The 26,701-nt window shown below is 49.7% G+C and carries 22 protein-coding genes; 14 read left to right on the plus strand and 8 right to left on the minus strand.

Translation table 11 applies throughout. The annotated features are described in order from the left end of the window. Positions 1-37: 37 nt before the first annotated feature. On the plus strand, positions 38-1,549 hold the full coding sequence (locus tag HHL17_RS18445; RefSeq protein WP_169226289.1) for a glycoside hydrolase family 30 protein: 1,512 nt from the start codon (positions 38-40) through the stop codon (positions 1,547-1,549). A 10-nt stretch (positions 1,550-1,559) separates the two neighbouring features. Further along, the gene (locus HHL17_RS18450) at positions 1,560-3,365 is read left to right on the plus strand and encodes a glycoside hydrolase family 35 protein (protein ID WP_169226290.1); all 1,806 of its coding nucleotides are present in this window, start codon (positions 1,560-1,562) and stop codon (positions 3,363-3,365) included. 69 nt (positions 3,366-3,434) lie between these two features. On the opposite strand, the gene HHL17_RS18455 is transcribed toward HHL17_RS18450, so the two are convergent. The 5 genes from HHL17_RS18455 to HHL17_RS18475 form a co-directional block, all read right to left on the minus strand. After that, the gene (locus tag HHL17_RS18455; RefSeq protein WP_169226291.1) at positions 3,435-4,523 is read right to left on the minus strand and encodes a glycosyltransferase family 4 protein; all 1,089 of its coding nucleotides are present in this window, start codon (positions 4,521-4,523) and stop codon (positions 3,435-3,437) included. Positions 4,524-4,736: 213 nt separating this feature from the next. Continuing rightward, positions 4,737-5,435, minus strand: coding sequence for a hypothetical protein (locus tag HHL17_RS18460; protein ID WP_169226292.1), 699 nt, complete (start codon positions 5,433-5,435; stop codon positions 4,737-4,739). A gap of 18 nt (positions 5,436-5,453) precedes the next feature. After that, positions 5,454-6,029 carry a tail fiber protein gene (locus HHL17_RS18465; RefSeq protein ID WP_206156084.1) on the minus strand — a complete coding sequence of 192 codons (576 nt, stop codon included), beginning with the start codon at positions 6,027-6,029 and terminating at the stop codon, positions 5,454-5,456. A 4-nt stretch (positions 6,030-6,033) separates the two neighbouring features. Further along, positions 6,034-8,772 carry a hypothetical protein gene (locus HHL17_RS18470; RefSeq protein WP_169226293.1) on the minus strand — a complete coding sequence of 913 codons (2,739 nt, stop codon included), beginning with the start codon at positions 8,770-8,772 and terminating at the stop codon, positions 6,034-6,036. A gap of 84 nt (positions 8,773-8,856) precedes the next feature. Continuing rightward, positions 8,857-9,477, minus strand: coding sequence for a hypothetical protein (locus HHL17_RS18475; protein ID WP_169226294.1), 621 nt, complete (start codon positions 9,475-9,477; stop codon positions 8,857-8,859). Positions 9,478-9,703: 226 nt separating this feature from the next. Here HHL17_RS18475 and HHL17_RS18480 point away from each other — a divergent pair, with 226 nt between their 5' ends. The 3 genes from HHL17_RS18480 to HHL17_RS18490 are packed head-to-tail and all read left to right on the plus strand — an operon-like array spanning position 9,704 to position 12,707. After that, positions 9,704-10,126 (plus strand): hypothetical protein, encoded by a 423-nt coding sequence (locus tag HHL17_RS18480; protein WP_169226295.1) that lies wholly within the window; start codon positions 9,704-9,706, stop codon positions 10,124-10,126. Positions 10,127-10,134: 8 nt separating this feature from the next. Then, positions 10,135-11,958 (plus strand): ATP-binding protein, encoded by a 1,824-nt coding sequence (locus HHL17_RS18485; protein ID WP_169226296.1) that lies wholly within the window; start codon positions 10,135-10,137, stop codon positions 11,956-11,958. Next, positions 11,955-12,707 carry a LytR/AlgR family response regulator transcription factor gene (locus HHL17_RS18490; RefSeq protein WP_169226297.1) on the plus strand — a complete coding sequence of 251 codons (753 nt, stop codon included), beginning with the start codon at positions 11,955-11,957 and terminating at the stop codon, positions 12,705-12,707. The genes HHL17_RS18485 and HHL17_RS18490 overlap by 4 nt, the downstream gene beginning before the upstream one ends. 7 nt (positions 12,708-12,714) lie before the next feature. Here the strand turns inward: HHL17_RS18490 and HHL17_RS18495 are convergent, their stop codons facing one another. Together HHL17_RS18495 and HHL17_RS18500 are read right to left on the minus strand one after the other, a co-directional pair. After that, a complete protein-coding gene (locus tag HHL17_RS18495; RefSeq protein ID WP_169226298.1) occupies positions 12,715-13,113 on the minus strand; it encodes a tetratricopeptide repeat protein in 399 nt (132 codons plus the stop codon). A gap of 63 nt (positions 13,114-13,176) precedes the next feature. After that, on the minus strand, positions 13,177-13,584 hold the full coding sequence (locus tag HHL17_RS18500) for a hypothetical protein (RefSeq protein WP_169226299.1): 408 nt from the start codon (positions 13,582-13,584) through the stop codon (positions 13,177-13,179). A 191-nt stretch (positions 13,585-13,775) separates the two neighbouring features. Here HHL17_RS18500 and HHL17_RS18505 point away from each other — a divergent pair, with 191 nt between their 5' ends. From HHL17_RS18505 to HHL17_RS18545, 9 genes are all read left to right on the plus strand, one after another. Then, positions 13,776-14,798: a hypothetical protein gene (locus HHL17_RS18505; protein ID WP_169226300.1), complete on the plus strand. Its 1,023-nt coding sequence runs from the start codon at positions 13,776-13,778 to the stop codon at positions 14,796-14,798. Between the two features lie 82 nt (positions 14,799-14,880). Next, positions 14,881-15,279 (plus strand): hypothetical protein, encoded by a 399-nt coding sequence (locus HHL17_RS18510; protein ID WP_169226301.1) that lies wholly within the window; start codon positions 14,881-14,883, stop codon positions 15,277-15,279. A 190-nt stretch (positions 15,280-15,469) separates the two neighbouring features. Beyond that, positions 15,470-15,673, plus strand: a complete 204-nt coding sequence (locus HHL17_RS18515; protein ID WP_169226302.1) for a hypothetical protein — start codon at positions 15,470-15,472, stop codon at positions 15,671-15,673. 245 nt (positions 15,674-15,918) lie between these two features. Further along, positions 15,919-16,371: a response regulator gene (locus HHL17_RS18520; RefSeq protein WP_169226303.1), complete on the plus strand. Its 453-nt coding sequence runs from the start codon at positions 15,919-15,921 to the stop codon at positions 16,369-16,371. Between the two features lie 66 nt (positions 16,372-16,437). After that, complete coding sequence (gene treZ, locus HHL17_RS18525) at positions 16,438-18,285, plus strand: malto-oligosyltrehalose trehalohydrolase (RefSeq protein ID WP_169226304.1); 1,848 nt, start codon at positions 16,438-16,440, stop codon at positions 18,283-18,285. After that, the gene (gene treY, locus HHL17_RS18530; RefSeq protein ID WP_169226305.1) at positions 18,275-20,962 is read left to right on the plus strand and encodes a malto-oligosyltrehalose synthase; all 2,688 of its coding nucleotides are present in this window, start codon (positions 18,275-18,277) and stop codon (positions 20,960-20,962) included. Before treZ ends, treY begins: the two co-directional genes overlap by 11 nt. 210 nt (positions 20,963-21,172) lie before the next feature. Then, positions 21,173-22,915, plus strand: coding sequence for an ABC transporter ATP-binding protein (locus HHL17_RS18535; RefSeq protein WP_169226306.1), 1,743 nt, complete (start codon positions 21,173-21,175; stop codon positions 22,913-22,915). Continuing rightward, entirely contained in the window at positions 22,899-24,653 is a 1,755-nt protein-coding gene (locus HHL17_RS18540; RefSeq protein ID WP_169227189.1) for an ABC transporter ATP-binding protein, read from the plus strand. The genes HHL17_RS18535 and HHL17_RS18540 overlap by 17 nt, the downstream gene beginning before the upstream one ends. Positions 24,654-24,740: 87 nt before the next feature. Next, positions 24,741-25,664, plus strand: a complete 924-nt coding sequence (locus tag HHL17_RS18545; protein ID WP_169226307.1) for a class I SAM-dependent methyltransferase — start codon at positions 24,741-24,743, stop codon at positions 25,662-25,664. Here HHL17_RS18545 and HHL17_RS18550 read toward each other — a convergent pair. Further along, complete coding sequence (locus tag HHL17_RS18550; protein ID WP_169226308.1) at positions 25,636-26,700, minus strand: App1 family protein; 1,065 nt, start codon at positions 26,698-26,700, stop codon at positions 25,636-25,638. The two genes, HHL17_RS18545 and HHL17_RS18550, sit on opposite strands and share 29 nt — an antisense overlap. Position 26,701: the final 1 nt, after the last annotated feature.

Genomic DNA, 26,701 nt, shown 5'->3' on the forward strand with positions numbered 1-26,701 from the left:
TACCATGCGGCTTTGCGTGCAACCGCTTACTATGAACATGAAAAAGATAATGGGTGCCCTGCTGGGCTGTATGGTCCTGCAACAAGGCATGTCTCAGGATAATCCGGTGATAAGCGTGAACATCGACCTTTCCAGGAAGGCACAAACTATTCACAACTTTGCGGCATCTGATGCGTGGTCTTGCCAGTTTACCGGTACCTGGCCGGATAGTAAAAGAAACCAGCTGGCTGATTGGTTGTTTAGCAGCGACACCACTGCCAATGGGCAACCCAAAGGCATCGGCTTGTCGATGTGGCGATTTAACATTGGGGCCGGTAGTACCGAACAGGGCGATGATAGCGGCATCCGTGACGAATGGCGCCGTGCTGCCTGTTTTCTGGGCGCCGATCATCAGTACCACTGGCAGCAGCCCGTGGGCCAGATCTGGTTTTTAAATGCTGCTAAAGCCAGGGGCGTCCGGCAGTTCCTGGGTTTCGTGAATAGTCCGCCGGTAGCCTTTACCCGTAATGGTAAAGCATTCGCCAGCCATGGGGAATGTAATTTATCTCCTGAACAATATCCCGCAGTAGCCAACTTCCTGAAAGATGTAGTACTGGGCATTAAGCAGGTGACCGGTATTACTCTTGATTTTGTAAGCCCCGTCAATGAACCTCAGTGGGATTGGAGCGATGGAGGCCAGGAGGGGTGCCCCTATAACAATGAACAAATTTATGGCCTTGTAAAGGCAGTAGGTCAAACTTTTCACCAGCACCAGCTTTCTACCCAAATTTTAATTACAGAAGCCGGCAAGCTCAACTACCTCTACGCCGGTGAAGATAAACCGGCCAAAGGCACACAGGTAGCGGCTTTTTTTGATCCGCAGCGTTCTACTTACCTGGGCAATTGCCCCAATATATATCGGGCAGTCGCGGGGCACAGTTATTTTACCACCTCACCCCGGGATACGGCAGTGGCTATCCGCCAAAGACTGCACACAGCGTTGAAAGGTATTCCTTTCTGGCAATCAGAATATTGTATACTGGGCGATAATGCAGGAGAAATGAATGGAAGTAAAGTGGACCTGGGCATGGACGCTGCGTTGTACCTGGCGAGGGTTATTCATACGGACCTCACTGTTGCTAATGCGTCGGCCTGGCAGTGGTGGCTGGCCATATCGCCATACGATTACAAAGACGGATTGATTTATATCGACAAAAATAAAGTGGATGGGCAAATACACGATACTAAAATGTTATGGGTATTGGGTAATTATAGCCGCTTTGTACGGCCTGCCGCGCAAAGGGTGACGGCTCAGCTGACAGGCGCCCGTGCTATAAAAGACATATATCTGTCGGCCTACAAAAATACAGACAACACCCTCGCCATGGTGGTTGTCAACAGCAGCGCTTCGGCTGCTAATATCGAAATACATGGTAAAGGCATTCCCGGTGGAAGTATGCGCAGTTATACCACGAATAACGAAGGAAACTTACAGCCGGGTAACGTAAACGGGCGTACGATGGTGGTCCCGGCGCGTTCAGTAGTCACAATAACCCAACAATTAAAATAAACAGTAAGCAATGAAGAAAATCAGCGTAGCAATACTGATGATGTTATACTGTGTTCAGCTAAGCGCGCAGCACACTTTTCAGTTAGGCGATTCTACCTTTTTGCTGGATGGGAAACCATTTCAGATGATTTCCGGCGAAATTCACTACCTGCGGGTGCCCCGCGAATCATGGCGCGACCGCATCAGGATGGCCAAAGCCATGGGCTTGAACACCATCGGCACGTATGTGTTCTGGAACATGCATGAACCGGAGCAGGGACGTTATAATTTTTCCGGCAACAACGACGTTGCTGCTTTTGTGAAAATATGCCAGGAAGAAGGGATGTGGGTTATCTTACGCCCCAGTCCTTACGCCTGCGCTGAGTGGGAATTTGGAGGCTATCCATATTGGTTGCAGGAAATAAAAGGGCTGGAGGTGAGAAGTAAAGAACCGCAATACCTGAAAGCCTATAATAACTATATGAAAGCGGTCGGTAAACAGCTGGCGCCTTTGCAGATCAACCATGGAGGCAATATCCTGATGGTGCAGATAGAAAATGAATATGGCTCTTATTCCAACGATAAATCTTACCTGGAGATCAACCGTAAGATGTTTACGGATGCTGGTTTTGACGGGTTGTTATATACCTGTGACCCTGCCGCTGATGTGGCCAAAGGGCACCTGCCAGGTTTGCTGCCGGCTGTAAACGGCGTGGATGATCCCGAAAAAGTAAAACGACTGGTAAAAGAAAACCATCAGGGTAAAGGTCCCTTCTATATTGCAGAATGGTACCCCGCCTGGTTTGACTCCTGGGGAGAAAAGCACCATACTGTTCCTTACGAAAATTTCCTTACCCGTTTGGACAGGGTACTGGCCGCCGGCATTTCCATCAATATGTACATGTTCCACGGGGGTACTACCCGCGGTTATATGAATGGTGCCAACTACAGCGATGATGCTCCTTATTCGCCACAGATCAGCAGCTACGACTACGACGCACCACTGGACGAAGCAGGAAATGCTACGCCCAAATTTATGGCATTCAGAAACGTAATCGCCAAACATCTGGCGCCGGGAGCGGCTTTGCCGGAAGTGCCGGCGAAAAAACCGGTGATCACCACGCCAGTAATTACTTTTGAGCGTAGCGGTGCCTTGTTCAGCCAGCTGCCAGCTGCGGTAAAAAGCGTACAGCCGTTAACGTTCGAAGACCTGAAGCAGGCCTACGGCTTCGTATTGTATCGTACTACCATCAAAGGCGGCAGTAGCGGTACTTTAAAGATTAAAGACCTCCGCGACTACGGCCTGGTTTTCGTAAACGGAAAAAGAGCGGCCATCCTCGACAGACGCCTGAAACAAGACAGTGTCGATATCACGCTCCCTGCAGGCGTCGTAACATTGGATATCCTGGTCGAAAACCTGGGACGCATCAACTTTGGTCCCTATCTCCTGAAAAACAGGAAAGGAATAGACGGACAGGTATTGTTCAATGGTAATGTCATTCAGCAGTGGCAGCAGTTTAAGCTTCCGTTTGAACAGCAGCCGGTTATCAAAACCTCGGCAATAACAGCTGACGCTCCTGTATTAAAAGAGGGCAGTTTTACGTTGGGCAGCAAAGGAGATACTTACCTGGACATGAGCAAATGGGGCAAAGGCGTGGTATGGATCAATGGTCATCATCTGGGCCGTTACTGGCAGGTAGGCCCACAGCAAACGCTCTATGTTCCTGCGGAATGGCTGAAAGCCGGTCAGAACAAAATCACCGTGCTGGAGCTGGTTAAACCCGCTGAAACCCAGGTGCAGGGCATTGATCATCCCATACTGGACGTTTTGAAATAGTCCTGTTATCTATACAAAATAATAAAAAGGTCGCACCCAAATGAAGTGCGACCTTTTTATTGCCAGTTATTAGTTATTGGAAATCAGGATCTCATCCAGTTCCTTGGTATAGCGCTCCATGCCAAATCTCGCTGCTATCTTTTCATGTAGCGCCTGTGGCGTGATAGTATGCTGAAAAGTCTGTAACAGACGCTCGAAATGTTGCAGAATAGCATCATCTGTAAAACTGATATTGTCAGGCAACAGGTGCACTCCGGGGAAGCCCTGATCATACAGTTCGCTGATGGCGCCGACTTTTGTGCCGATGACGGGAATGCCTGTCGACAACGCTTCCAGCGTTACCAGCTCAAAGCCTTCAAACATCGAAGGCAGTATCAGCAGATCTCCTGCGGCATAGGCGCCGCTGGCAATATTGTCAATGTTCAGTCCCGTTTTAATCATCGTCTTGGAAAAGCCGGAAAAGCGTGCCGTTTCGGGTGTTTCATTGCAGGCGATCAACAAGCGCCAGCTGGAGGATTGTTCGATGGTAGCAGCAAGCTGCTCCAGTACGGCTAATCCTTTATAAGATATCAGCCTGCCTACAAATAGTACCGTGCGTTGACGGCTATATTTTTTTTCAATAGGACGGAATTTGTCCGTATCCACACAATTATATAATATGTTGATCTTCTCTTCCGGTACCTCGTACCATCTGACGATATCCTGCTTTACCTTGGAAGAGACTGCAATCACCTGCCTGGCCGACATACAATTCCGCTGCTGAAGCCTGGAAATACGGCTCAGGTGTTCTTCCTTGCGCCAGTAAGCCTTTTCCATCAGGTGGTAACAGCCGTGTATGAAATTAAAGTCTACAGGAAAAAATGGGGCTGACTCCCCCTGGGTGATCACAATATCATTCCGTCGTTTATGCAGCCAGAGATAGGCACTTGTATAACGTGCCATATATACCTCCTTGCGCTTTCTGAAATGATGGTGCCTGAACAGTAAATTAAACAGGCGCCCCAAAAGGGTGTGCTTTACAAGATAGGTTTCGTCAATAAGCTTGGTCCTTATTCCTTTGTTAAGAAAATATTCATCGAGGTGATACACTATTCTTTCTACTCCACCAACCTGCGATTTCCCACTAAAGGAAATAAGGAAAATTCTTCCGGGCTTCATAGTTTGTTATTTTTTTCTAAAGCATGGCTCACTTATCGCGTGAGTTTATTTGAGGGCGCAAAAACCAATGTATAAACGTTGGAAGTAGAAGGTTTAGTATATCGATATTGGTATGTAACGCTACCGCATGCTAACTACCTAAAAAGGTAGGATGATCATATGATAAAGCAGTTGATTCATTATAGCATCAACCGCTTTCTTTTTAAGCTGCTGTTATGCCTTTAGTTTAATCCATACACCGCTGAAGTCATAGTTAACAACCAGTCCTCCGGGAAGCGTAAAACTGATTTGCGTCAACGGTAAAGGCCCGTTGTTGTTGAGCGTATAAGGGCCCACATATCCGTAGCCGGGATCATATAGTTCGGTATTATTCAGCGCGATCGTGTGATTCAGGTTTTCCACGACCAGCAGATGTGCTTCCTGCTGACCAGGCTTTTGTGTGTAATTAACCGGCCCGTTGACAAGCCCGTATGCAGGCTGTGTAGTGATCTGATCAATTTCTGTTTCCAGGAGGTCTGCGCCTGCGCCAACATTGGTGACTTGTATGTTTTGCAGCAGTCCCGCTGCTTGATTGTTATAATATACGATGATGTTGTTGGTTGTCAGTCCAAATTGTCTCGCTACATAAGCCAGCGCTGAAGGCGGATTGTAATCTCCTACCGGTTCATCGTATTGATAGGTTGCGGTAGGGGCTGGTGCCAGGAGATTGAGCAGCAGGTTGCCGGTTGTCTGGTAAATACGCTGTGCAAGCGCTGCCGGGCCTGGTGCTGTGTAACGTTGCGTCAGGTTACCGGTATTCAGAATATCGGGGACATTGGCGGCGCCAAGATGCACCAGGGCCGCGGCCAGTGAGAAAGCGCCACAACTGTTGTCGGTCGTTTGCGTGACGCCATGATAAGCAGTAAATGCCATAAGATAAGGTTTTAGTTGTTAGATAAATTTGATGATATAGTAGACGTAGCTGTTTTTAGGTCTTGTTTCAGTGCTGGTCCGCACACTGCCCGGAAGACCTGTACCGTCAACTGGGTCGCTGGTAAAAGCCGAACCTGTCAGGACAGGTTTGTCTTGCTCATTTTTCCCTTGGGGCTTATTTACATCCCCGGTTTTCAGGTAGGCATGCTGGTGAATTTGCAAAGCGTCTTCCTGAACAGAGCCCACTTCGCTGCTGGTGCTGCCGTTGGCCAGCTTTCTGCTGCCGGCGTCCGGATCGCGCCCGCTGCCCATATCCGCCATGCGCAGGAAGTATCCGCGGTAATCCGGAATACAGAATTCGTCGTTCTTCACTTCAGGAGTGTTGTATTGTTTGCCTAGTACAGCGTACAATACGGGATAATCATGTTGAGACAAGGTCCGTCCGTCACAAAGCATCCAGCCATAGGTGTTGATCATGCTTTCAAAATCGGCATATTGATCCGTTACTTTTCCGGCGAAAGCCATCACTGCTCCGGGTGGAATACTGGTGGGCATCATCGACAGGTGACCGGGATGCAAAGGTGCTGGTATCATGATTTTATGTATTAGGTGATGAAGTGAATTCCGGGAGCTGACTGCTGTCCTGCACTACCTGCATGGCTGTAGGAAGAACGATTTCCCATATATGCTCTATTTTCGTATATGGGTTCCTGTTATATTCCGATTTCAGGTGGTCCGCTATCCGGATGTCTGGCTCGTTTACCGGCACAAAGGGGTAGGGCGCCGGCCATATCATCCCCGAAGAGAGATAATACAACAACTGGAAGTTGAAGGCTGGCCGAACGGGCAACAGTACCCGCGCCCATTGCGCCTGAAGGAAAGGCCTCAGTGAATCGTTGCGCCCCTGCAAGGCATAGCTGAAAATAGATGGACTGTCATCGAAGGACCAGGTCATTTCATCCCATTCAAGGGCTTCCTGGAAGAACTGGTCATAACGGACTTCATTGACCGGCAAGCCGGCAGCTGTGGGGGCATCGGGAGCGTTGCCCACTTTGGTGTAAAACACCTGCATCAGTAAGGCTATACTACGGCGCTGAAGGGCCGACCGCTCTGTATTGCGCAGCAGCTCAGGGTTGTTTTGTTCATGCTCCCCGGCAAGCCTGCTGAGGGTGGTAATGTATAAGGACAAACGTTGTTGATAAGCTTCGCTGATCTGCCGGTAGACACCCGCTTTCCACTCATTCATTTTTTCCTCGCTCACGCGGCATTTGATCCTGACATTGATGATGAAATCATTGGGCTTGTAGGGTGGTGCGTCCGGCAGATTGGGCCCGATAGCGGACACGGGTAGCTGTCCGGTTTCTCCGTACATACTGAGTGGCCCGGATGCTGGTGCCGGCACCTCAAAAATGATGCTGCCAACGATGCCTTTGATCACCTGCACCGGGGCGCCATCGGCGATGATGCCCGTCACGGATGCCTCCTCCGCCGTATAGTGCTCCGGTATGTTAGCGTACTTCTCTGTTTCCCCCGGACGCAGTACCGCTGCTGCATAGGTGAACAGTTCAGGTGGTGGCTGTATAACATCCACCTGGTAATAACCCAGTAGCTGCGCATAGTTGCCTGCAGTGATATCAGTAAACACGCCGATGCCTTTTTCTGCCGGCGATAGCGGCATTTGCAGGTCTATCGCGTTAAGTGACCGTTGTGATTTTATATAGTCCTGTGAAGGCTGGTCAATACTGAGTTCCAGCAAAAAACGATGACCGTAATTTTCTACGGTAACGCGGTAAACTTTATTCAGCCAACGGTAGATGCCTCTGAAATGCCCGTTGCCCTGGCGGTTGTCAAAGAGGCTGCTGGTCACCGCTTCCTGTTCGCTGTATTGACTGAAGGACCTTATTCTGGAGATACGTTCGCTGACGCGGTTGACGGTACTGTTCAGTACCCGGCTCATAAACCCGCTGTCGGATTGTTTGCCGTCGCTGTCTGGTTTCAGGGATGATGACCAGCTGCCATTGAGTACTGCCTGTGTAGGCGGACCATAGGTGGTAGTGAAATTATCGTAGGAAGTGTTTTGGGTAAAACCGGCCAGTGTTTTCTTTGTTTCCAGCAGCAGATCGTTGCTGGTCTGCTGATAACTTCCGGTGTTGTTGTTATGCTGTGAGCTGCTTTCCTGCTGTGTTTCCTGGCTGCTCTGCAATTGACGCTGCACTGTTTTTTTCTGTTCTCCTTTCATCACATTCTGGATACCGGATATTTCTCCGGGCTGGTAACGTAGCAACCGATAACGTGACATTTTCAGTTGCCCGATGGCAAAAGGCATGATCCGGCTGTTATCTTTCAGCAGCGGTATGGCTGTTGCATAAGATGGTAAAGGAAATATCAGTGATGGTAATATGATGGTGGCGTGCAGCAGGCTGCGGATCTCTTCCTGTGTGATTACCCGTGGCGGCTCCGTGCTGTACTGTGTTTGCAGCAGGTTGCACACCAACAGTATTTTGTTCAATGCGATGGCAAAGGATTCATTAAAGCCCGGTATGATGGCCAGGGCAAAGTAATTCTGCCACAACTGGTCAATGACAGGAAGCCAGGAGGTGATATCAACGCCCGCGCTTACGTCTTCGTCACTGCTGAGGTGCGTAGTGGCTACCCATGCGTCATAAAGCGCAGGAAAGCTGTTGAAAGGGGGCGGTACCTGTTGCACACTACCATAGTACTGACCGGTAAATGGCACATCCTGTTGAAGAAACTGAATGGCCAACTGCTCCATCGCCTGCCGGTTTTTTTGCGGCGCAATGGCCGCTAATTGGCTGTAAAGGGAATCTGTGCCGGTATGCGCCGGATCGTAGGTAAAGAAATGAAGCCAGCTGTCTGCCGGGGTGTCGTCAGGCCAGGGCTGTATATTGATATAAGGGAAAAGAGGAGCATCTACGGCTAGCTGCGGAGGGAAATCGTCACTGCTGCCGTCGTTATCATCCGGACGTGGTGGTGGCGGTGGTGTCTCCCGGAATAAAGCGAGGGTACCATCGAAATGATGTTGTAGCGCCGGATTCTCGTTGTGTCCATAGTAGAGGTTGCCGTTCAGTATGACTTCCTTTTCTTTGACTGTCAACGTCAGCTGACCTTTTATCCGGAACGCGTCGTATCCTGTGTATTGCGTTTCCCGCCGATGGTGGGCATCGATATACCCGGAGATGACCGGTACGGGCGCGTCTATAGGATAGTGGAACTCGTACTTTACTGCCGTGATTGTTTTATGAAGATGTTCCTGGTCCGGAGCAAGCAGCTCAGATACCACCTTAAACGTGTTATTGATAATAGTTGTCTCAACCATCGCTGACAGTTTAAAAGATGAAAGGAAAGCCCCACCCCATTTCACTCGGCCGTTGGCGTTGGAAGCGGGAATGGGGCCTAACGGTTATGCATAGAGGATATTCTGCAGGGTAAACTCGAAAGGAGTGGAGCTGGCGCCCGGGCCGCCGCCTGTCATGACGATATCGGCGCTGGCAATACCGAACAGTGACAGCTCTGTGTTGATCTGCTGAAGGATAGCGCTGTTGATCAGCTGACCTTCTTCCACCTGGGAAACCACGCCTATCCAGATAGTGGGCCTGAACTGGAAAGTGGCTTTCTGGCCTGGTGCAATAGCGGTTTTAGTGGCCAGCAGCTTACCGTCACGGTATACGTTGGCGTTAACGGCTCCCTGGTCCAGTGCATTCAGCACTTCCACTTCGTTCTGGCTGGTGGCCTGACCGGTGTATTTCAGGATATCGCCGGAAGGGTCGCGCACTACCTGGAACTGCTGACCGTTTTCTGCTGGTTTCAGCGGGCTGTAGTTGCCCCAGCTGTCGCTTGCCGCAACTGCCATTCCCATCGGATAAGCGAAGGGGTGGCTCCAACCTTGTCCCAGGTTTTTAACTACCTGCCAGGCTACGGCCAGCTCATTAAAAGAAGTGGCTTCATTCCGTTGGAAAATAACGATGCTGGAATTGTTGCGGTCATTGGACCGGTTGATAAGATTTAATTTAATGTCTGCCATAAAAAGCGTTTAAAGGATAAAGTGAATGTTGTTACCTGAAGTGCATCACCGGTGATGAACTGAAGTAAAGGTAGCGTGGGTACAGCCTGGGTTTGGAGCAGATGGCATAAGCGCAGTATCGAAAGGAATAAGTGGTGGGATTTACGGTATGAGCGAAAAAATGAATGGAGATTAATCTTATATTTGTTATAACTCAATTACCATCATCTTTTTCAAACTATCCTCTATGAGCCAAAATGCTCTTCTCTCGTCCGTTCGCATAAAAAATCTGGAAAAAAAAATCTTCGGGTCCGGTCTGGCTGCCAGGCTGTCTACCGAACCGCTGGTGGCAGTATACCCCGATGCGGAGTATCCTAACATGTATCACCTTGTGATGAGCTTATACGTTCCGGATGGCCAGGAGCCTATCATTAACGATGACTTCAATCATATAATAGAAGAGAATACAGAAGCCGGGGTATTGCTGGTACGACAGATTATCGTCGATTACCAAAAGCGTGAATCGGCAAATAGCACCTGGTCATTATGGAAAGTATTGATTGATTATGCTATAGATGGGCCGCAGGCACAGGCTATCCGCGTGATGTACCGGGTGGGAGATCCGGAAACTTCCAGGGGGACGGTAACGACTGTTAAAAGGCCCGCATAAGTGGTTACATGAAACGATTCTTTGCTGTTCCTGTGGTAACCCTTCTTTGGGCAACACAGGTGTTGGCATCGCCCGGACCTGTAACTGGTGCCATATATAGCACACTGCGGCAACAGTGCAGTATTTGCCGGCATACGCCCGCGGATTCTGCACGGCTGATAGCAGATAACCAATATCCAACGTCTTACCTGGTTTATTTTCATAACAGCCATGTATCATTGCGGAACAGGGATCCTGACAATGCCTACCGGTACATCCTGAAAACATTGGAAGACATTGACAACGCGCCAACACATCCTCTTTATCCTTACGCTTTTTTTCTACGTGCCAGCATACAGTATAACAGACAATTATATCATGAGGCGTTACAGGATTTCCTTCAGCTTACGAATGCCAAAGACCTGGACACACAGTTGTTGTCCAACTGCTATATCAATGTAGCGGAGATCAGCCTTGAATTAAGACAGTTCACGGTAGCACTGCAATACTTCAACAGATGGGAAAGCCAGTTTATGCAGCAGTCTGCGTTGGAAGTCAGGAAAAGCGTGTACCACAATAAAGGCCTTTGCTTCTTTCATATGGGAAGGTTTAGTGAAGCGGAAAAGTATCTCCTGCAAAGCAGGGATATGGAAAAGCAGCTGAGAGATACTACCGGGCTGGCTATTTCCAGTATGGACATCGGCAACCTGTATTACGAACAGTACCTCGACCGTAAAGCGATCCCTTATTTTGAAGCAGGTCTGCGCTTCGCCCGGACATCCGGTGATACGGCCGTGCTGAGGAATGCTTATCGTAACATGGCCGTGGTGGAGGAGAACAGGAAAAGATACCGCGCTGCGTTACAATACCGCAAGCAGTACGAGGCTTTGCAGGATAGTATCTGGAACCGTGATCATATCTGGGAGATGGCGAAGCTGGAGAAAAAGCTCGCCGTGGAGAAAAGGGAACTGGCTATCCGCGTGTTGGAACAACAAACACGGCTGCAACTGGCCGCGCTGTCCACACAGCGGTGGCAACGGAATACTTTGCTGGTGGCAGTGGCGGGGCTGATGGTACTGGCAGCTTTCGCGTGGTATGCTTACCGGCAGCAGAAAAGAAACGCCTATATCATTGCGCAACAGAAAGAAACGCTGCATCTGCTGAATGAAACAAAAGACCGCCTGTTCTCTATTGTGGCGCATGACCTGCGGTCACCGGTATACCGGATGAAACTCAGTTTGGGCCGGCTCCGTAAAGCGATACAGCAGGCGCGCCACGAAGAAGCGGATGTGCTGGCACTCAACAACGAAAAGATCGCCGGCAGCACCTATGCGCTGCTCGATAATTTGTTGCATTGGGCGCTCAGTCAGACCGGCCAGTTGTTCTTCCGCAAGGAGAAGCTGCATCTCCGCACCGTGATCAACCAGGTCTGCTACGATCTTCTTCCGGTGGCAGCAGATAAAAACATCGCCGTTCACAGGTCAATACCTGAACCGGCTTTTTTCAGTGCTGACCTGAACACGTTCAGGATTATGGTACGCAACATCATCGATAACGCAATTAAATACACACCGGAAGGAGGCTCCATTACCATATCGGCCGACCTACAGGATACCGGATGTCAACTGGTAATAAGCGATACAGGAGTAGGAATGGATACACACCTATTGCAGACAATAATGACGAATAACCATATGAGAAACCAAACAGATACCGACGGAAGACAAAGCACCGGACTGGGCCTTTGGCTCTGTAAAACACTGGCCGAAAAGAACGGCGCGCGGTTGCTGTTTTCTGCCCAACAAGGGAAAGGTACTACTGTAACTATCTCTCTCCAAACGGAAGCATCATGAAAGGAGCGAAAATATTGATCATCGAAGATGACCGGCAGGATGCCAGCCTGCTGGAAGGCATGTTACTGGACCACGGCTACGAGGTGGGCGGCATTGCCAACTCATTGCAGGAAGCGTTACGGCTGTTCCATGCTATACAACCAGACCTGGTGATCATCGATATTTTTTTACATGGAAGAAAAGACGGGATCACTTTTGCAGCGCAGATCAGTGAGGAAGAAGATACCAGGAAGCCCTTTATCTTTCTGACCAGCGCCGCCGACCGTAATACCTTTGAAGCTGCCAGGCTCACGGCGCCTTTCAGCTATCTGCTGAAGCCCTTCAATGAACTGGAGCTGCAATACGCTATCGAACTGGCGGTGGAGAAGTTTGCTGGTGCGCCTGCGGGCATCTTCGCGATGGAAGAGAAGAGTACCATTATGTTGCAGGATATCTTTTTTATTAAAAGAGGAAATATGCTGGCTAAAATATCGTTGGACGATATTCAATATATCGAAGTGGAAGGTAAATACAGCAAGATTGTATGCAGCAAGGAAAAATACCTGGTACAACAACCGCTAAAGCTTATCCTGGGCAGGTTACCGGCTATCCGCTTCGTGAGGGTGCACCGCAATTATATCGTCAATATCCGCGAAGTGGCAAAAGTGAACCTGGTAGACAATGAAATTGTACTGGAAGACGGACGGTCCGTATTATTCAGCCGTCGTTACTTTGATGATTTCATGCGGGCATTTGACATACTCCGGTAAGATGGGTTTACTGATGGGCCAACCTTTGAGCCAGGTTTTCTTTGCGTTTCTTCCACGTAACGATTTGCGTAGGTTGATTAACAGGAACTCCTTTTTTATCGACCAGGCCCAGTGCTTTTACCAGCTCCCTGCTGATACTGGCGGCCTTTCTGTTCTTTTTCATCCAGGCAGATTGTTCAGTCTTTACATTGTCTTCATAGGCTTTTATCGCCTCATTAATGATAGCGATCTCTTTCCGGGGTGCTTTCTGCTTTCTGTAGAGGACCATTAACCGATTATACGCTGCCGCATTCAAGTGGTCTTTCTTTACCACCTGCAGGTAAAGTTGAATGGCCTTGTCCGGCTCGCCCGCTTTTTCCAGTTGCAGGCCTTTTTCGATCAGACTTTTGTGGGATTCTCGTACCATGACAGTAGCTGTTTGGGTGTGAAGAATCAACCGCAAAAATGTTACCATGTTCCGCTCAATAAATCAAAAAACCAGCAGGTTCCTGACCTCACCAAGGAACACCCGTTTGTTCAGAAAGCTGATCTTGCCCTCATTGATGCGGTATATCTGGCCAAAACTATAACCAAAGTCTTCATCCACATTGTAAATCTGGCAAACAATGGCCTCGAAGGTGCCGTCGTTGAGCATGATGTTATCCTGATAAACGAGTACGGCTGTTTCACTATCGTCTATATCTTCTATGATTTCTTCCGCTGCTTCGAGTATTTCTTCTGTGTCCCGGGTCTTTATGCGTTTGATTTCATCGAGTAACTCACCGCAAAGAATAAACGGTTCAAAGTCCCGCTGCGACTGTATTTGCTCAATGGCTATGTTTTCTGCCTTCTCTATGGCTGCCTGTAATGAAGGAGAGAGGTTCGTATATTCCATCATATGTGTAATGTATCCGGATCAATTTAGCATATATTTATCAGACAGACATAATTTACATTTTACAAACCAATTTGTCGGGAATTCAGGGAAACACAAGTTGTTGTACAAAACTGAGATAAACTTGTACATACCCGCTTCACGCGCATAAGATGCGCATTGCTCCTTTATCTTGCACAGATAAAAAACCATCTATGCGGATTAAAGGAATTACTTATGATACCGGGTTTATTAACCTCGGAGTAAGCACCAAAGAAAAGTTTGAACCTGCTGTAGTGATGCAGGAAATGCAGATCATCAAAAGTGAGCTGCATTGTAATGCCGTACGTGTTACCGGCGGCGATGCGGACCGCCTGGAAATTACCGCCCGGCTGGCGGCATCCGTCGGACTGGAAGTATGGTATTCTCCTTTCACCTGTGGACTGACCATCGATGAACTGGTCAGCTTCCTGTTGGATTGTGCTGAGCGGGCAGAACGTCTCAGAAGGGAAGGGGCGGCCGTTGTCTTTCTGGCCGGCTCTGAGATCAGTTTATTCAACGCCGGCTTTTTCGCCGCTGCTACCCTGGATGAGCGCCTCGACCTCTTTAAAGATGCGGTAAAACTAAGAAATGAAATCCCGCCGGTACAAAGCCGTATACGTATTTTTTTTGATGAACTGGTGCCCTTGGTGAGGGAGAAGTTTGGTGGCTTGGTCAGCTATGCTTCCATACCGCTGGAGTTCAGCGCCATCGACTGGGACTTGTTCGATTTCATTGCCACAGATGCAGGGTACCGGTCGGCAGATATTGCGCCTGCTTTTCTGCCGGGGCTTCGCCGGCTGATGCAAATGAAAAAGCCGCTGGCCATTACCGAGTTCGGATGTGTCACGATGCGTGGTGGGGCCGATATGGGTGCACATGGCGGTGAGCTGATCGACTGGGCCAACGCCAGGCCCCGTAAAATAAAGGGAAACCATATCCGGGACGAGGGAGAGCAGGCAGCGCATATCAAGGAACTGTTCGATATTTTCGCCGCAGAAAAGGTCGATGCGGTATTCCTGTGTACGTTCGCCCAGTATAACCTGCCTCACCGGCAGGAGCCGGAGCATGACCTGGACATGGCCAGCTATGGTATTGTGAAGGTGTATGAGGAGGAATCGGGACAAACTTACCCGGGGTTGCCATGGGAACCGAAGGTAGCTTTCCATACACTTGCAACGTGTTATGGAAATAAATAAGGAGTGGCTGCAATATGGCTACAGGCCTGTGTTACCGTGGCAGCAAGTACGTTTATTTTTAAGGAAATCAAATGTTACCTATATGAAAAAACTGTTTTTCTCCTTACTGATAGGAGGCGTTTTTGTTAACTGTACGATGATTTCTCCGGTGGAGGCTAATCACATTAGACCGGTTTCCTCCGCAACTGTACTGCAGCAGGTTTATTTTCATGATGTAGAAGAGTTCCTCGCACAATACGAGGCATTGCTGAACCAGGGACACGTCTATACTTTGGCGTTAGAACCGGGCAAAGGGATCTACATTGTTAGCTCTCCTGCCAGCATTAACAGCGGAACAGACCTGCTGGCTGTCAGACAACACTCTTTTTCCTCCAAAGACAGACTGAAATTTGCCAAATGGTGTAATGATCAGTTGAATAAGGGAAATATACTGACTATTGGTAAAGACAAGGATGGTACTTATTGGGCGGACATTAAATAAGTTCCAAACAATTTTTCAGGAATGATTGATGACGAGGTTGCTCTGTAGAGGAGCAGCCTCTTTATTTTTGGTGCTGCGGGTGAAAATTGGCCGGTCAAATTTCCCTATGCCAGCAAAATGTTAAATCTGCGACACTGCAGTTTCGTGGCACAACTCTTGGCGGAATGCTACTGAATAAAACTTCATCACCATGAAAAAAATATTGTTGGCATCCACCATTGTAGGTACTGCGGCCGCAGGGTTGATTATCTATTTGGTCAAAAAAAGCAGGGACAGGATGATTGACCGCTCTGCCGGTGTTATGGAAGATGATGTACATACGAAACAAAAGATATTCGGACAGAACCATCATCCGGCACAACAAGAAGACGTATATAGTAGTGCAATGGGTTAAACAAATTTTAATCCCGCATATGACCGGGGTCACCAAAAAATGACTGCCGGTTTTTTATTTTCCGGTTTTGACGGTCTCCAACTATTACCGTGGAGGTCCTTTTACACGAAACGGGATTTTTGTCTACACCATAAAAAACCAGGCGATCGTGTTGTGATTATGTCGTAATTTTGCGCCGGCATTCCTTTTGGGGCCTGCCGGTTGTTAACCATTTCATTTACCATGTGAATAAACTATCCGTAACAATGAAACAGAAGATTTCCTGCTTTTTGATTGATGATGTTCGTGATAACAGAAACCAGTTTTTTCTTGCGCTCGATCTGTTACAGGTAACCCAAGCCTGTATTTGCTTTGATAACGCCGCCCATGCGTTGTCTTATGCTACCCGGCAGCCGGGCAAACCGGATTATATTTTCCTGCATACCCGCCGGCCGGCGGTGGATGGTGTCCGTCAGCTTGAAGAGATACTGCAGTCGCAACTGTTAAAGGATGTTCCTGTTATTTTTTACGCCCCATCATTTGATCCGGAGGATATGACCCGGATGAAATTTATGGGCGCTACCGACTGGATGGTAAAACCTTCGAATCTGCACGCGCTGCGTGACGGACTAAGGCTGATATTTGAAACGGTCAGTGCAAAACAAGCCACACTGTCTCAGCAGGTTGCCGACGCACTACCCGCTGCGGTATTGGTGTAGTGTATCAGTAGCCTTGCTTTCAACGGGGTTGGCGTGAAATATTTCCTTGTCTTAAATACCGGTGAGATGATGACACGTTATCAACAACAAGGGGCATTGCTGAAAGAAAACGGAGAATGTGTTTTCCGTGTATGGGCGCCATTCAGGAAGAGTGTCACGCTACTCCTGCTGGGTGGGGAAGAAGTGGCCTACGCGCTCACCCCGGAAGACAACGGCTACTGGAGTGTCACGGTACAGGATGTCGCAGATGGCATGCACTATTATTACTTGCTGGATGAACACCTGCAGCGGCCAGACCCTGCTTCCAGACGGCAGGAAAGTACCGTACACCGCGCTTCCTGTGTGGCAGATCCCGCCAGCTTTGCCTTCACCGATGAGGGCTGGAAAGGCATCCAGCCGGAAGACCTGATTATTTATGAAATACATATAGGCGCCTTTACCCCGGAAGGTACCTTCCAGGCTGCCCGTGAGCGGTTGCCTGCCCTGGAAGCCCTGGGCATCACTGCCATAGAATTGATGCCGGTATGCCAATACCCCGGCGACCGGAATTGGGGATATGATGGCGTTTATCCATTCGCGTTGCATAACCGGTACGGTGCTACCGACGATTTTAAGGCGCTGGTCAATACAGCCCACCATCTTGGAATGGCCGTTATCCTGGACCTGCCTTTCTGCCGTTCCGGCGCCGAAGGAAACTACCAGCCCGATTACGGTCCTTATTTCACTGAAAAATATACCACCCCGTGGGGTACCGGCCTCAATCTCGACGATGCGTGGTGCGATCCGGTACGTGATTTTTATATCCAGAACGCACTGATGTGGCTGGATGAATTTCATGTCGACGGACTGCGGCTGGATACGTTGCATGCCTGTCAGGATAACAGCGCACAGCACTTCACCTGGCAATTGTCAGCAGCGGTGCAGGAGCTGGAACAGCAAACCGGCAGGCGAAAGCTGCTTATCGCTTCCACAGATCTGAACGATCCCCGTTATACCAATCCCGTATCTGCCGGTGGATACGGCTTTACGGCACAATGGGCAGATGAATTCCACCATGCGCTCCATAGCCTGCTGACCGGTGAAACACAAGGGTACTATGAAGATTTTGGGCAAGTGGCCCACCTGGCGCGTGCTTTTACCAACGCTTTCGTATATACCGGGCAATATTCTTCGTTTCGTAAAAGGAAGTTTGGCCGTCAATTGACAGACAGCGATGCCCGGCATTTCGTGGTTTTCTCTCAAAATCATGAACAGACAGGCAACCGGATGCTGGGAGAACGGCTCACTACATTGGTGTCTTTTGAAGCCCTGAAGTTGGCAGCCTCAGCAGTGATTTTGTCTCCCTTTATCCCCTTATTGTTTATGGGAGAAGAATACGGAGAGAAGTCCCCCTTTTTGTTTTTTACTGCTCACGGAGACCCCGACTTGGTGGAAAAAATGAAAAAGAACCGGAGCCGTTGGTTTTCCGCTTTTTTTAATACGAACAAGTCCATACCAGACCCCCAATTGGAAGACACCTTCCTGCGCAGCCGGCTACAGTGGGACACTACAACGGAGGCTAATACTGCTATGCTGGCCTGTTACCGTTTTCTGATCGCCTTCAGAAAACACCGCCCCGCTATGCGAGCCATCTCCAATGATGCCCTGCAGATATATCCTGCCGGTCAGTTGCCTTTACTGGTCGTGAAACGAACCAGCGGACAGGATACGGTGTTGATAATATTGAATTTTGATAAGGCAGTGCAAACTTATCGTCATATGGCCCCAACACCATTAAAGAAGATATTTGATTCCGCCCATGAAATGTGGAACGGTCCGGGTGTGAAAGCCGCTGATGAAGTATTGGAGAATGAATCGATTTTGCTGCAGCCCCTCTCGGCTGTTGTATATGAAATGGCGCATCATGAGGAATGAGTTCTTTACCCCGGTAGCTACCTACCGCATACAGTTTAACAGGGACTTTACCTTTACTGACCTGGAGAAACAGCTCGATTACCTGCACCAGCTGGGTATCACCACTATTTATGCCTCACCGGTTTTCGAAACAGCGCCCGGAAGCCTGCATGGCTATGATATTACCAATCCCCGTGAAATTAACAGCACCATCGGCTCCGTCGCGCATATGCGCCAGCTGCATGTAAAACTCCGCTCACTGGGCATGAGCTGGATACAGGACATCGTTCCCAATTACATGGCATTCCATTGTAACAATACCCGCCTCACAGATGCATTGGAAAGAGGGACCGCCTCGCCGTATTACAACTATTTTGATATCGACTGGCACCATCCGGATGCTGACCTGCATGGGAAACTGATGATGCCTTTCCTTAAAAAGAGCCTGCGGGAAACCATGGCCGATGGCGGTATCCGTCTTAGCTACAGCAGGCTGGGACTGGGGCTGGCAGCAGGCGGACAATCATGGCCGCTGTCTGCACAAAGCTATAAATGGCTGCTAAGCATCCTGCCGGCAGGAATGGACCCGGTGAAAGCATGGCTCACGGAAATGAAGGCCAATATTCTTCAACGCCGCTCCCTGCTGGACTGGGACGCCATGAAGTCTATACTGAAGCCGCCCCGCAAACAGGCCTTTCTGCCATTACTGCATCTGGTCAACGAGAATACACCGTTGCTGTATGAGTTGCTGGAACTGCAACGTTATACTTTCACGACAAGGAGTGAAGCGGATTTTCGTATCAATTACCGCCGCTTCCTCGGGGTTAATGAACACATCGCGCTGCGCATGGAAGACAAAATGGTGTTTGACGAATACCATGGTTTCCTGCACCGGTTGTACCAGGAAGGTATTATCCAGGGCCTGCGTATTGATCAGATAGATGGGCTGCTGGACCCGGCACAATACATCTATCATCTGCGCGAACTGTTTGGCAATAATTGTTACATCATCGCGGAAAAGATACTGGCAGGCCATGAAACATTGCCAGAGCGGTGGGCGTTGCAGGGGAGTACCGGCTACGATTTTCTGGCCGGTGTGAGCCAGTTGCTGACAGATGAGGAAGGTATGGAAAAGCTGGGCCGCTTTTACCGTACACATTTTCCGAACCTTTCACAGTACCCCAAACTGGCACGCAGCAAAAAACAGCTGGTGTTGGAAAAGCATATGAATGGGGAGTGGGACAACCTGGTGAGAGAAGTGTTTCGACTGAAACTGGTGCTGCCTGAAACAGACAAAGGCCGGCTCAAAATGGCGATGGGTGATTTTATGGTGTGCCTGCCCGCAAATCGTATCTATCCGGAGGGATGGCCTTTGTCGCTGACAGATACGCAGCAGCTGGACAAGGCCGTGGAAGAAGCCATTCTGCGTAACCCGGCAACAGGCACCGCATTGGAACTGATCCGCTCCTTTTGGGACACCGATAAAAAACAACAGCAGGTCGTGGCCGCACTAACCCTGCTGAAAAGAATCACCCAGTTCGCAGGACAGCTGTACCGGGAGGGAGTGGAGGAGACCCTGTTCTACGTTTACAATGCATTGTTGTCGCATAACGAAGCCGGTGACTCGCCGGTGCAGAACAAATGCACGCTCGACGGTTTCCACGAACGGATGACCGTGCGGCAGTACCTGTCGCCTTTCTCCCTCAATACTACCGCCACCCATGATACCCGCTGGGGAGAGGATGCCCGCATCCGGCTCAATGCCCTGACCATTATACCGGACATCTGGATTCAACAGGTGCAGGCCTGGCATACGATGAACCGCGATTATGTCACACTGATCGAAGAACAACCGGCACCAGACCTGAATGATGAATATTTTCTCTATCAGGCCGTGCTGGCCTGCCTGCCCGTTTCAGCAGAGGCGGATGCGGATTTTGTTGCCCATATCACCGCCACCTTTCTGAAAGTGGTGAGGGAAGCGAAAGTGCATAGCAGCTGGCTGTCGCCGGATACTGCTTATGAGCTGGCCTGTCTGCAGTTCATCGAAAAAATACTGTCACCTGGCAGTGCTTTTATGGAAGGCATGCACCAGTTGGCAGAAAAACTGGGAGTACATGCGCATATTTTTTCGCTGGCGCAAACACTGATCAAAATAACTGCACCAGGTATACCGGATATTTATCAGGGGTGTGAGTTGTGGGATTTTAGTGCCGGTAGCAACGATGGCCGCCATCTGGTCAACTATTCCCTGCGGCGTAAATTGTTGGCAGGATGGCAGGAGGAAGACCATGCCCCCGGATGGCCGAAAGAACATGCAGGTGCCAAGTCCGCAGTAGGGAAAGAAAAGCTGTATTTGGTCAGTAAAGCGTTGCAACTCAGGAATGCACATACCTCGTTGTTTATCCACGGAGAATATATTCCGCTGATAGGCGGGGAGAGGAGCAGCCAGATCGCCTACGCCCGTAAATACCGGCAGGACTGGTGCATTGTGGTAGCGCCGTTGCTGCCGGCTGCGCATCTGGGCAAACATGACCTGGCACCGTTGACCCTCCCTGCCAACGCACCGCTAAAATGGAAAAACGTTTTTACCGGCGAAGTCCTGACAGCACAAAATGGCGAGCTGTTGTTGCCAGGTACGCAGAATTGCCCGGTGGCACTGCTTTCCCCGGTGCCGGACCATAAATTCCATCGTTGATGAAAAAGTTTTTCTCATGATTTTTATAATATTGTTTCAAAATTTGAACACTGTTCAATATTTTTGTGTCGTCAAAAAATAATAAGTTGATAACTACAATATTTCTGAAGGTTGTTCGTCGTCCTTTTTGATATTGACTTTGTGTTTTTAAGTTTATAAGTTTGTATGATCGCTCACCATGCACTCACACACTAATCACCGCCCAACTATATGAAACAACCTTCCGTAAAGGAGAAAAAACCGTCAGGTATCTTTGGATTGTTACGGCCATACAAAGGACTGATAGCCCTGTTGGTGTTGTTTGCCCTGCTGGGCAACAGCCTGAACCTGTGGCTGCCTAAAATCATCGGGCATGGTATTGATGACTTTTCCCATGGCATTTTCGCCTATGAACCCCTGATCATCAAATTTGGCCTGGCGGCCTTACTGATCTTCGTATTTACTTATTTTCAAAACATCATCCAGACTTACGCATCGGAAAAGGTGGCTAAAAGTCTGCGTGAACAATTGGCGGAAAAAATATCCCGTCAAAGTTATGCCTGGATGGAGCAGTCCAATCCATCCCGGTTGCTCACCAATCTCACTGCGGATGTGGACTCTATCAAACTGTTCGTGTCCCAGGCCATCGTATCACTGGTGTCGTCGTTCTTCATTATTATCGGCGCCAGCATCCTGCTATTGACTATCGACTGGAAACTCGCCCTGGTGGTAATAGCAGCCATCCCGATCATGGGGATTACGTTTTTCCTCGTGCTGAAAAAAGTACGGACCTTGTTTTTGAAGAGCCGTGAAGTCATGGACCGGCTTAACAAGGTGATCAACGAAAGTATTCTCGGTGCTGCGCTCATCAATGTGGTGAACTCACAGCAACGGGAGTATGAAAAATTCCTCGATGCAAACGGAAAGGCACTGGAATTCGGGCTTTCCATCCTGCGGCTGTTTGCCGGCCTGATTCCGGTCATCGTTTTCACGGCCAATATGACGGGTCTGGCGATTCTCGCACTGGGCGGCCGCTTTGTGATCGACGGGAGCATGACCATAGGCGACTTTGCTGCGTTCAACAGCTACCTGACGCTGCTGATATTCCCCGTTCTCGTAATAGGTTTTATGAGTAACGTTATTGCGCAGGCAACGGCTTCCTACCAACGTATCAGCGGCGTATTGAATTCCCCGGACATGCTGGAAACCGGCACCCTCGTCAAAAAACTCGATGGCAGTATCTCCTGTGAACACGTGTCACTCAGCTACGGTGAAAAGCCGGTTCTGAAAGATATCTCCTTCTCCGTGAAAGCCGGGTCTAAAATAGCGATCATCGGGCCAACGGCGGCTGGTAAGACACAGTTGCTCTACCTGTTGATGCGGCTCACCAAACCCAATGAAGGGGCCATAAAAATTGATGGTGAAGATATCGCGGCTTATGAAAGCGAATCCTTTCACCAACAGGTGGGGTTTGTATTCCAGGACAGCGTGGTCTTCAATATGAGCGTCCGGGAAAATATCGCCTTCAGTGATGTGGTCACCGATGCCTCGCTGGAAAAAGCGATCACCACGGCGGAGGTAAAGGAATTTACCGATCAGCTACCGGAAAAGCTCAGCACCATTGTATCGGAGCGTGGCACCAGCCTCTCCGGCGGACAGAAACAACGGCTCATGCTGGCCCGTGCGCTGGCGTTGAACCCGAAAATACTGCTGCTGGATGATTTTACCGCCCGCGTGGATACCCGCACTGAGCGGAAAATTCTGGCCAATGTGCACCAGAACTACCCTGATCTTACCCTCGTGTCTGTTACCCAGAAAATCGGGGCTGTCACCCATTACGATCAGATCATCCTGCTCATGCAGGGCGAAATGATCGCGGCCGGCACCCATGAAGAACTCATGGAGAAAAGCCCGGACTATGTACAGATTTTTAACTCCCAGCAAAGCACCAGCAACTATGAATTACAATCTTAATAAACCTGTGACGGGAAAAGGCGTGTCTAACTACGCGGCTTTCAAAGGCCTGTTACAGCTGATTTCCCACGAAAAAAGCAAACTGGCAGTGGCATTGCTGGCCACCATCGGCAACTCAGGCCTGAACCTCCTGGGTCCTTTGCTGACAGCTTATGTCATCGATACCTACGTGATGCACAAGCAGTATCACGGGGTGCTGGTATATTCCGCTGTGCTGCTGGTGGTTTACCTGGCGGCTTTCGGTATTAACTACCTGCAAACAAAACTCATGGGCACGGTAGGGCAACGTACGCTCTACACCCTGCGCAATGCGGTTTTTCACAAGTTGCAGCAGCTACCGGTGGCCTTCTTTAACCAGAACAAAGCAGGCGATCTCATCTCCCGGGTAAACAGTGACACCGATAAACTCAACCAGTTTTTTTCACAGTCCCTGATGCAGTTCGTGGGTAGCATTATTTCCATGACCGGCGCTGGTATTTTCCTGCTGACACTGAACATAAAGCTGGGCGCATTGGCATTGCTGCCTGCATTGTTGTCCCTGATTTTTACCCGGCTGCTGTCTCCCTGGGTAAAAAAGAAAAATGCGGCGAACCTGAAAACAGTGGGCGGACTGAGTGCAGAAATTCAGGAAAGCCTCAGCAATTTCAAGGTGGTAGTGGCTTTTGGCCGCCGTGACTATTTCATGCAGCGTTTTAATGAAGCCAACCAAAAAAACTATACATCGGCTACCGCTATGGGGATTGCCAATAATGTATTCCTGCCGTTTTATAGTTTGATGTCCAGTGTGGCACAACTGCTGATACTCGTTTATGGCGTGCACCTGATCAGCACTGGTTCCTTTACCATAGGATTGCTGGTCAGCTACATCGCTTATGCCAACTACTTCTACAGCCCGTTGCGGCAGCTGGCGGCGCTGTGGGCCAACTTCCAGACAGCCATGGCCGGATGGGAACGTATCTCGGAGATACTGGTGCTGGAAAATAATATGGGTACCATCGACGATCACACCAGGCAGGAAGCTGCGCCATTGCTGGAAATGAAGCAGGTGCATTTCGGTTATGACGAAGGCCGGGAAATACTGCACAACATCAATCTCAGCCTGGAGAAAGGGAAAACCTATGCGCTGGTGGGCCCAACCGGTGGCGGCAAAACCACCACCGCTTCACTGATTGCCCGCCTGTACGACCCGGTAAAAGGCCGTGTACTGCTCGATGGAAAGGATATTCGCTCCTTTGATCCGGCGGAACGCACCCGCCGCATCGGGTTCATCCTGCAGGACCCCATCCTGTTTACCGGTACCGTCCGGGAAAATATCCTGTATGGCAACGAGGAATATGAAAACTACACCAACGATCAACTGGAGGAGGTGATCCGTACGGCCAATCTGGAAAAATTACTGGGCCTGTTTGAGAAAGGACTGGAAACCCAGGTGCAGTCGGCCGGAGAGGGCGTAAGCCTTGGACAAAAGCAGCTGATCGCTTTTATGCGGGCAGTACTGCGCAAGCCCGATCTCCTGATCCTGGACGAGGCCACCGCCAATATCGATACGGTGACAGAACAACTGTTGAGCGAAATACTCGATAATTTACCGGCTACCACCACCCGGGTCATTATCGCACACCGCCTCAATACCATCGAAAATGCGGATGAGATATTTTTTGTGAATGATGGCGCAGTGACAAATGCCGGGTCTTTCCACCAGGTGGTGGACCAATTGATGCATGGCAACCGGCATTGACTTTTCGTATATACATTATAGTTAAATTGTTTTAGTAGCAGTCAGGCCCCACAGCCTGACTGCTTTTTTTTGACATATCTTTGCAGCATGATATCCGCCCTTATCCGCCATAGTATTGATGGCCAGTACCAACAGCATGCCCGGCATAATTTTTTTTATCCGGGAAATGAGATCGCCTGGTCACCGTTTACCCGCCGCCTGGTGAGGGAAGGCGCACCGGAGATACTGGCCCTGCGTGATGCGGGCAGGACAACTGAAGTGGTGGATTATCTGACAGCCGGCGCCCGCCGTGCTTTCTGTGAAGTGAACCAGTATTTTGATATGGCTGCCGCCAATACATCAGCGCTGCGGGAAGTATATATTGCCCTGGTAGATGATATGGTGGCCGCAGCGGTATCCGGCAGTTTCCGTGAAGCACAGCTGACCGCCCGCCATACAAGGCGTTTACAGCAGTGGCTGCAACATACGCATCCTTTTTTCGAAACATATTATACCAACGCCGACGCTCAATTGAAGCCGGTCGTCTGCGCAGAATATGCGGCCGCATTGCAATTGAATGTATTACAACTGGACCTGGCCACACTGAAGGAGCCGGTACTGGATATCGGCTGCGGTGCTGAGGCGAGACTGGTACGTTTGTTACAGCAACAGGGTGTGGCTGCCTATGGGGTGGACCGGTTTATTGCGGCTCCGGAGGCCTACCTGAAAGCTGGCGATTGGCTGGACTTCGTTCTGCCAGCGGGCCACTGGGGTACCATTGTTTCTAATCTTTCCTTCTCCAATCATTTTCTGCATCATCATCATCGGAACAGTCCTGATTGTGCGCGGTATGCCGCCAAATACATGGAGGTCCTGCGGGCATTGCGCCCCGGTGGCAGTTATCATTATGCGCCGTCGCTGCCTATGGTAGAAAAGTATTTATCTCCCGGCGAGTTTAGGGTCCGCACCATGCCAGTGACAGCCCGGTTCTCCTGCACGATTGTCACCAGGATGCCGGCAGGGGAGCAATAAGCCCCATCCGGCGCGAATGCGCGATCGCCTCTTCACTGTGCCTGAAATAACAGCACGCAATACCCTGTGCCTCCAGGTTGTGGATGACAGCCTGCACCTCCGGTTTTTTTTCATCGGAGAGATGCCGGAGGTATACACTAATGATGCGGCGGGGGAAGTGGCGGGCGATAGCCTCATAAATATAGGGGTCTTGCTGGGTATCATCTCCCAGCAAGACAAAGGGCATGTGAGGATAACTTTCCAGTATACGGGCTATACGGGTGAATTTGGTATGATGTTTCCCCCGGCCTGTTTTCAGCAGCTGGGAGAATAGTTTTAATTGATTAAGCAGGTAAACGCCCTCCGGCAGCTGCCATGTATCCGAAAATTCCCGGATATAATCGTACAGGTTCCATTCACTGCTGGACACATAAAAGAATGGATTGGGAATAGGTGGTACGGTATGTCCGTGGCTGAGCAACTGATAGTGGCGCACAGCGCCGTCGAAGGGCCGTCTGCTGGCAGCATTATGGGTAAGGAGCACTTTCAGTTTTCGGAACACCTGTTCCGAATGGGAGATGAGGAACGTGTCATCGATGTCAGAGATGCAGCAAAACTGTGTACGATGGGGAATATACACCTCGCCGGTGCCTTCCGCGATAGTCTCCCCGTTTTGTGTATGCGTTACCGTTACAGCGTGCCAACCCGCAGGAGTAGGATATTCCGGTTTCCATTGAAAGTGAAAAAAGCCATCGTCTGCTGTCTGCGCATGGATGGTGCGGTCCTGCCATAGTAGTTGTACGGTAGCGTGGGGCTTGGGTTTTACCATGAACAGCCGCAGCAGTGCCCAGATATTGGCCAGCAGGTGATAACGGGTACGCCTCTCCGTAACGGGGCTGCGGGAGAGTACATGTCCGAATACCTGTAACTCGCCTTCATGGCCGTATCCATGGTAAACTTTTACCACCGGGGCGGTGTTGATTCCAATACGTGCCCACCATCGCCGGGAGCGGCTGTCTTTTGCGGCGTCATATTTGTATTTGCCGGATGGATGCATA

Source organism: Chitinophaga fulva (genome assembly GCF_012927205.1).
GTDB lineage: Bacteria > Bacteroidota > Bacteroidia > Chitinophagales > Chitinophagaceae > Chitinophaga > Chitinophaga fulva.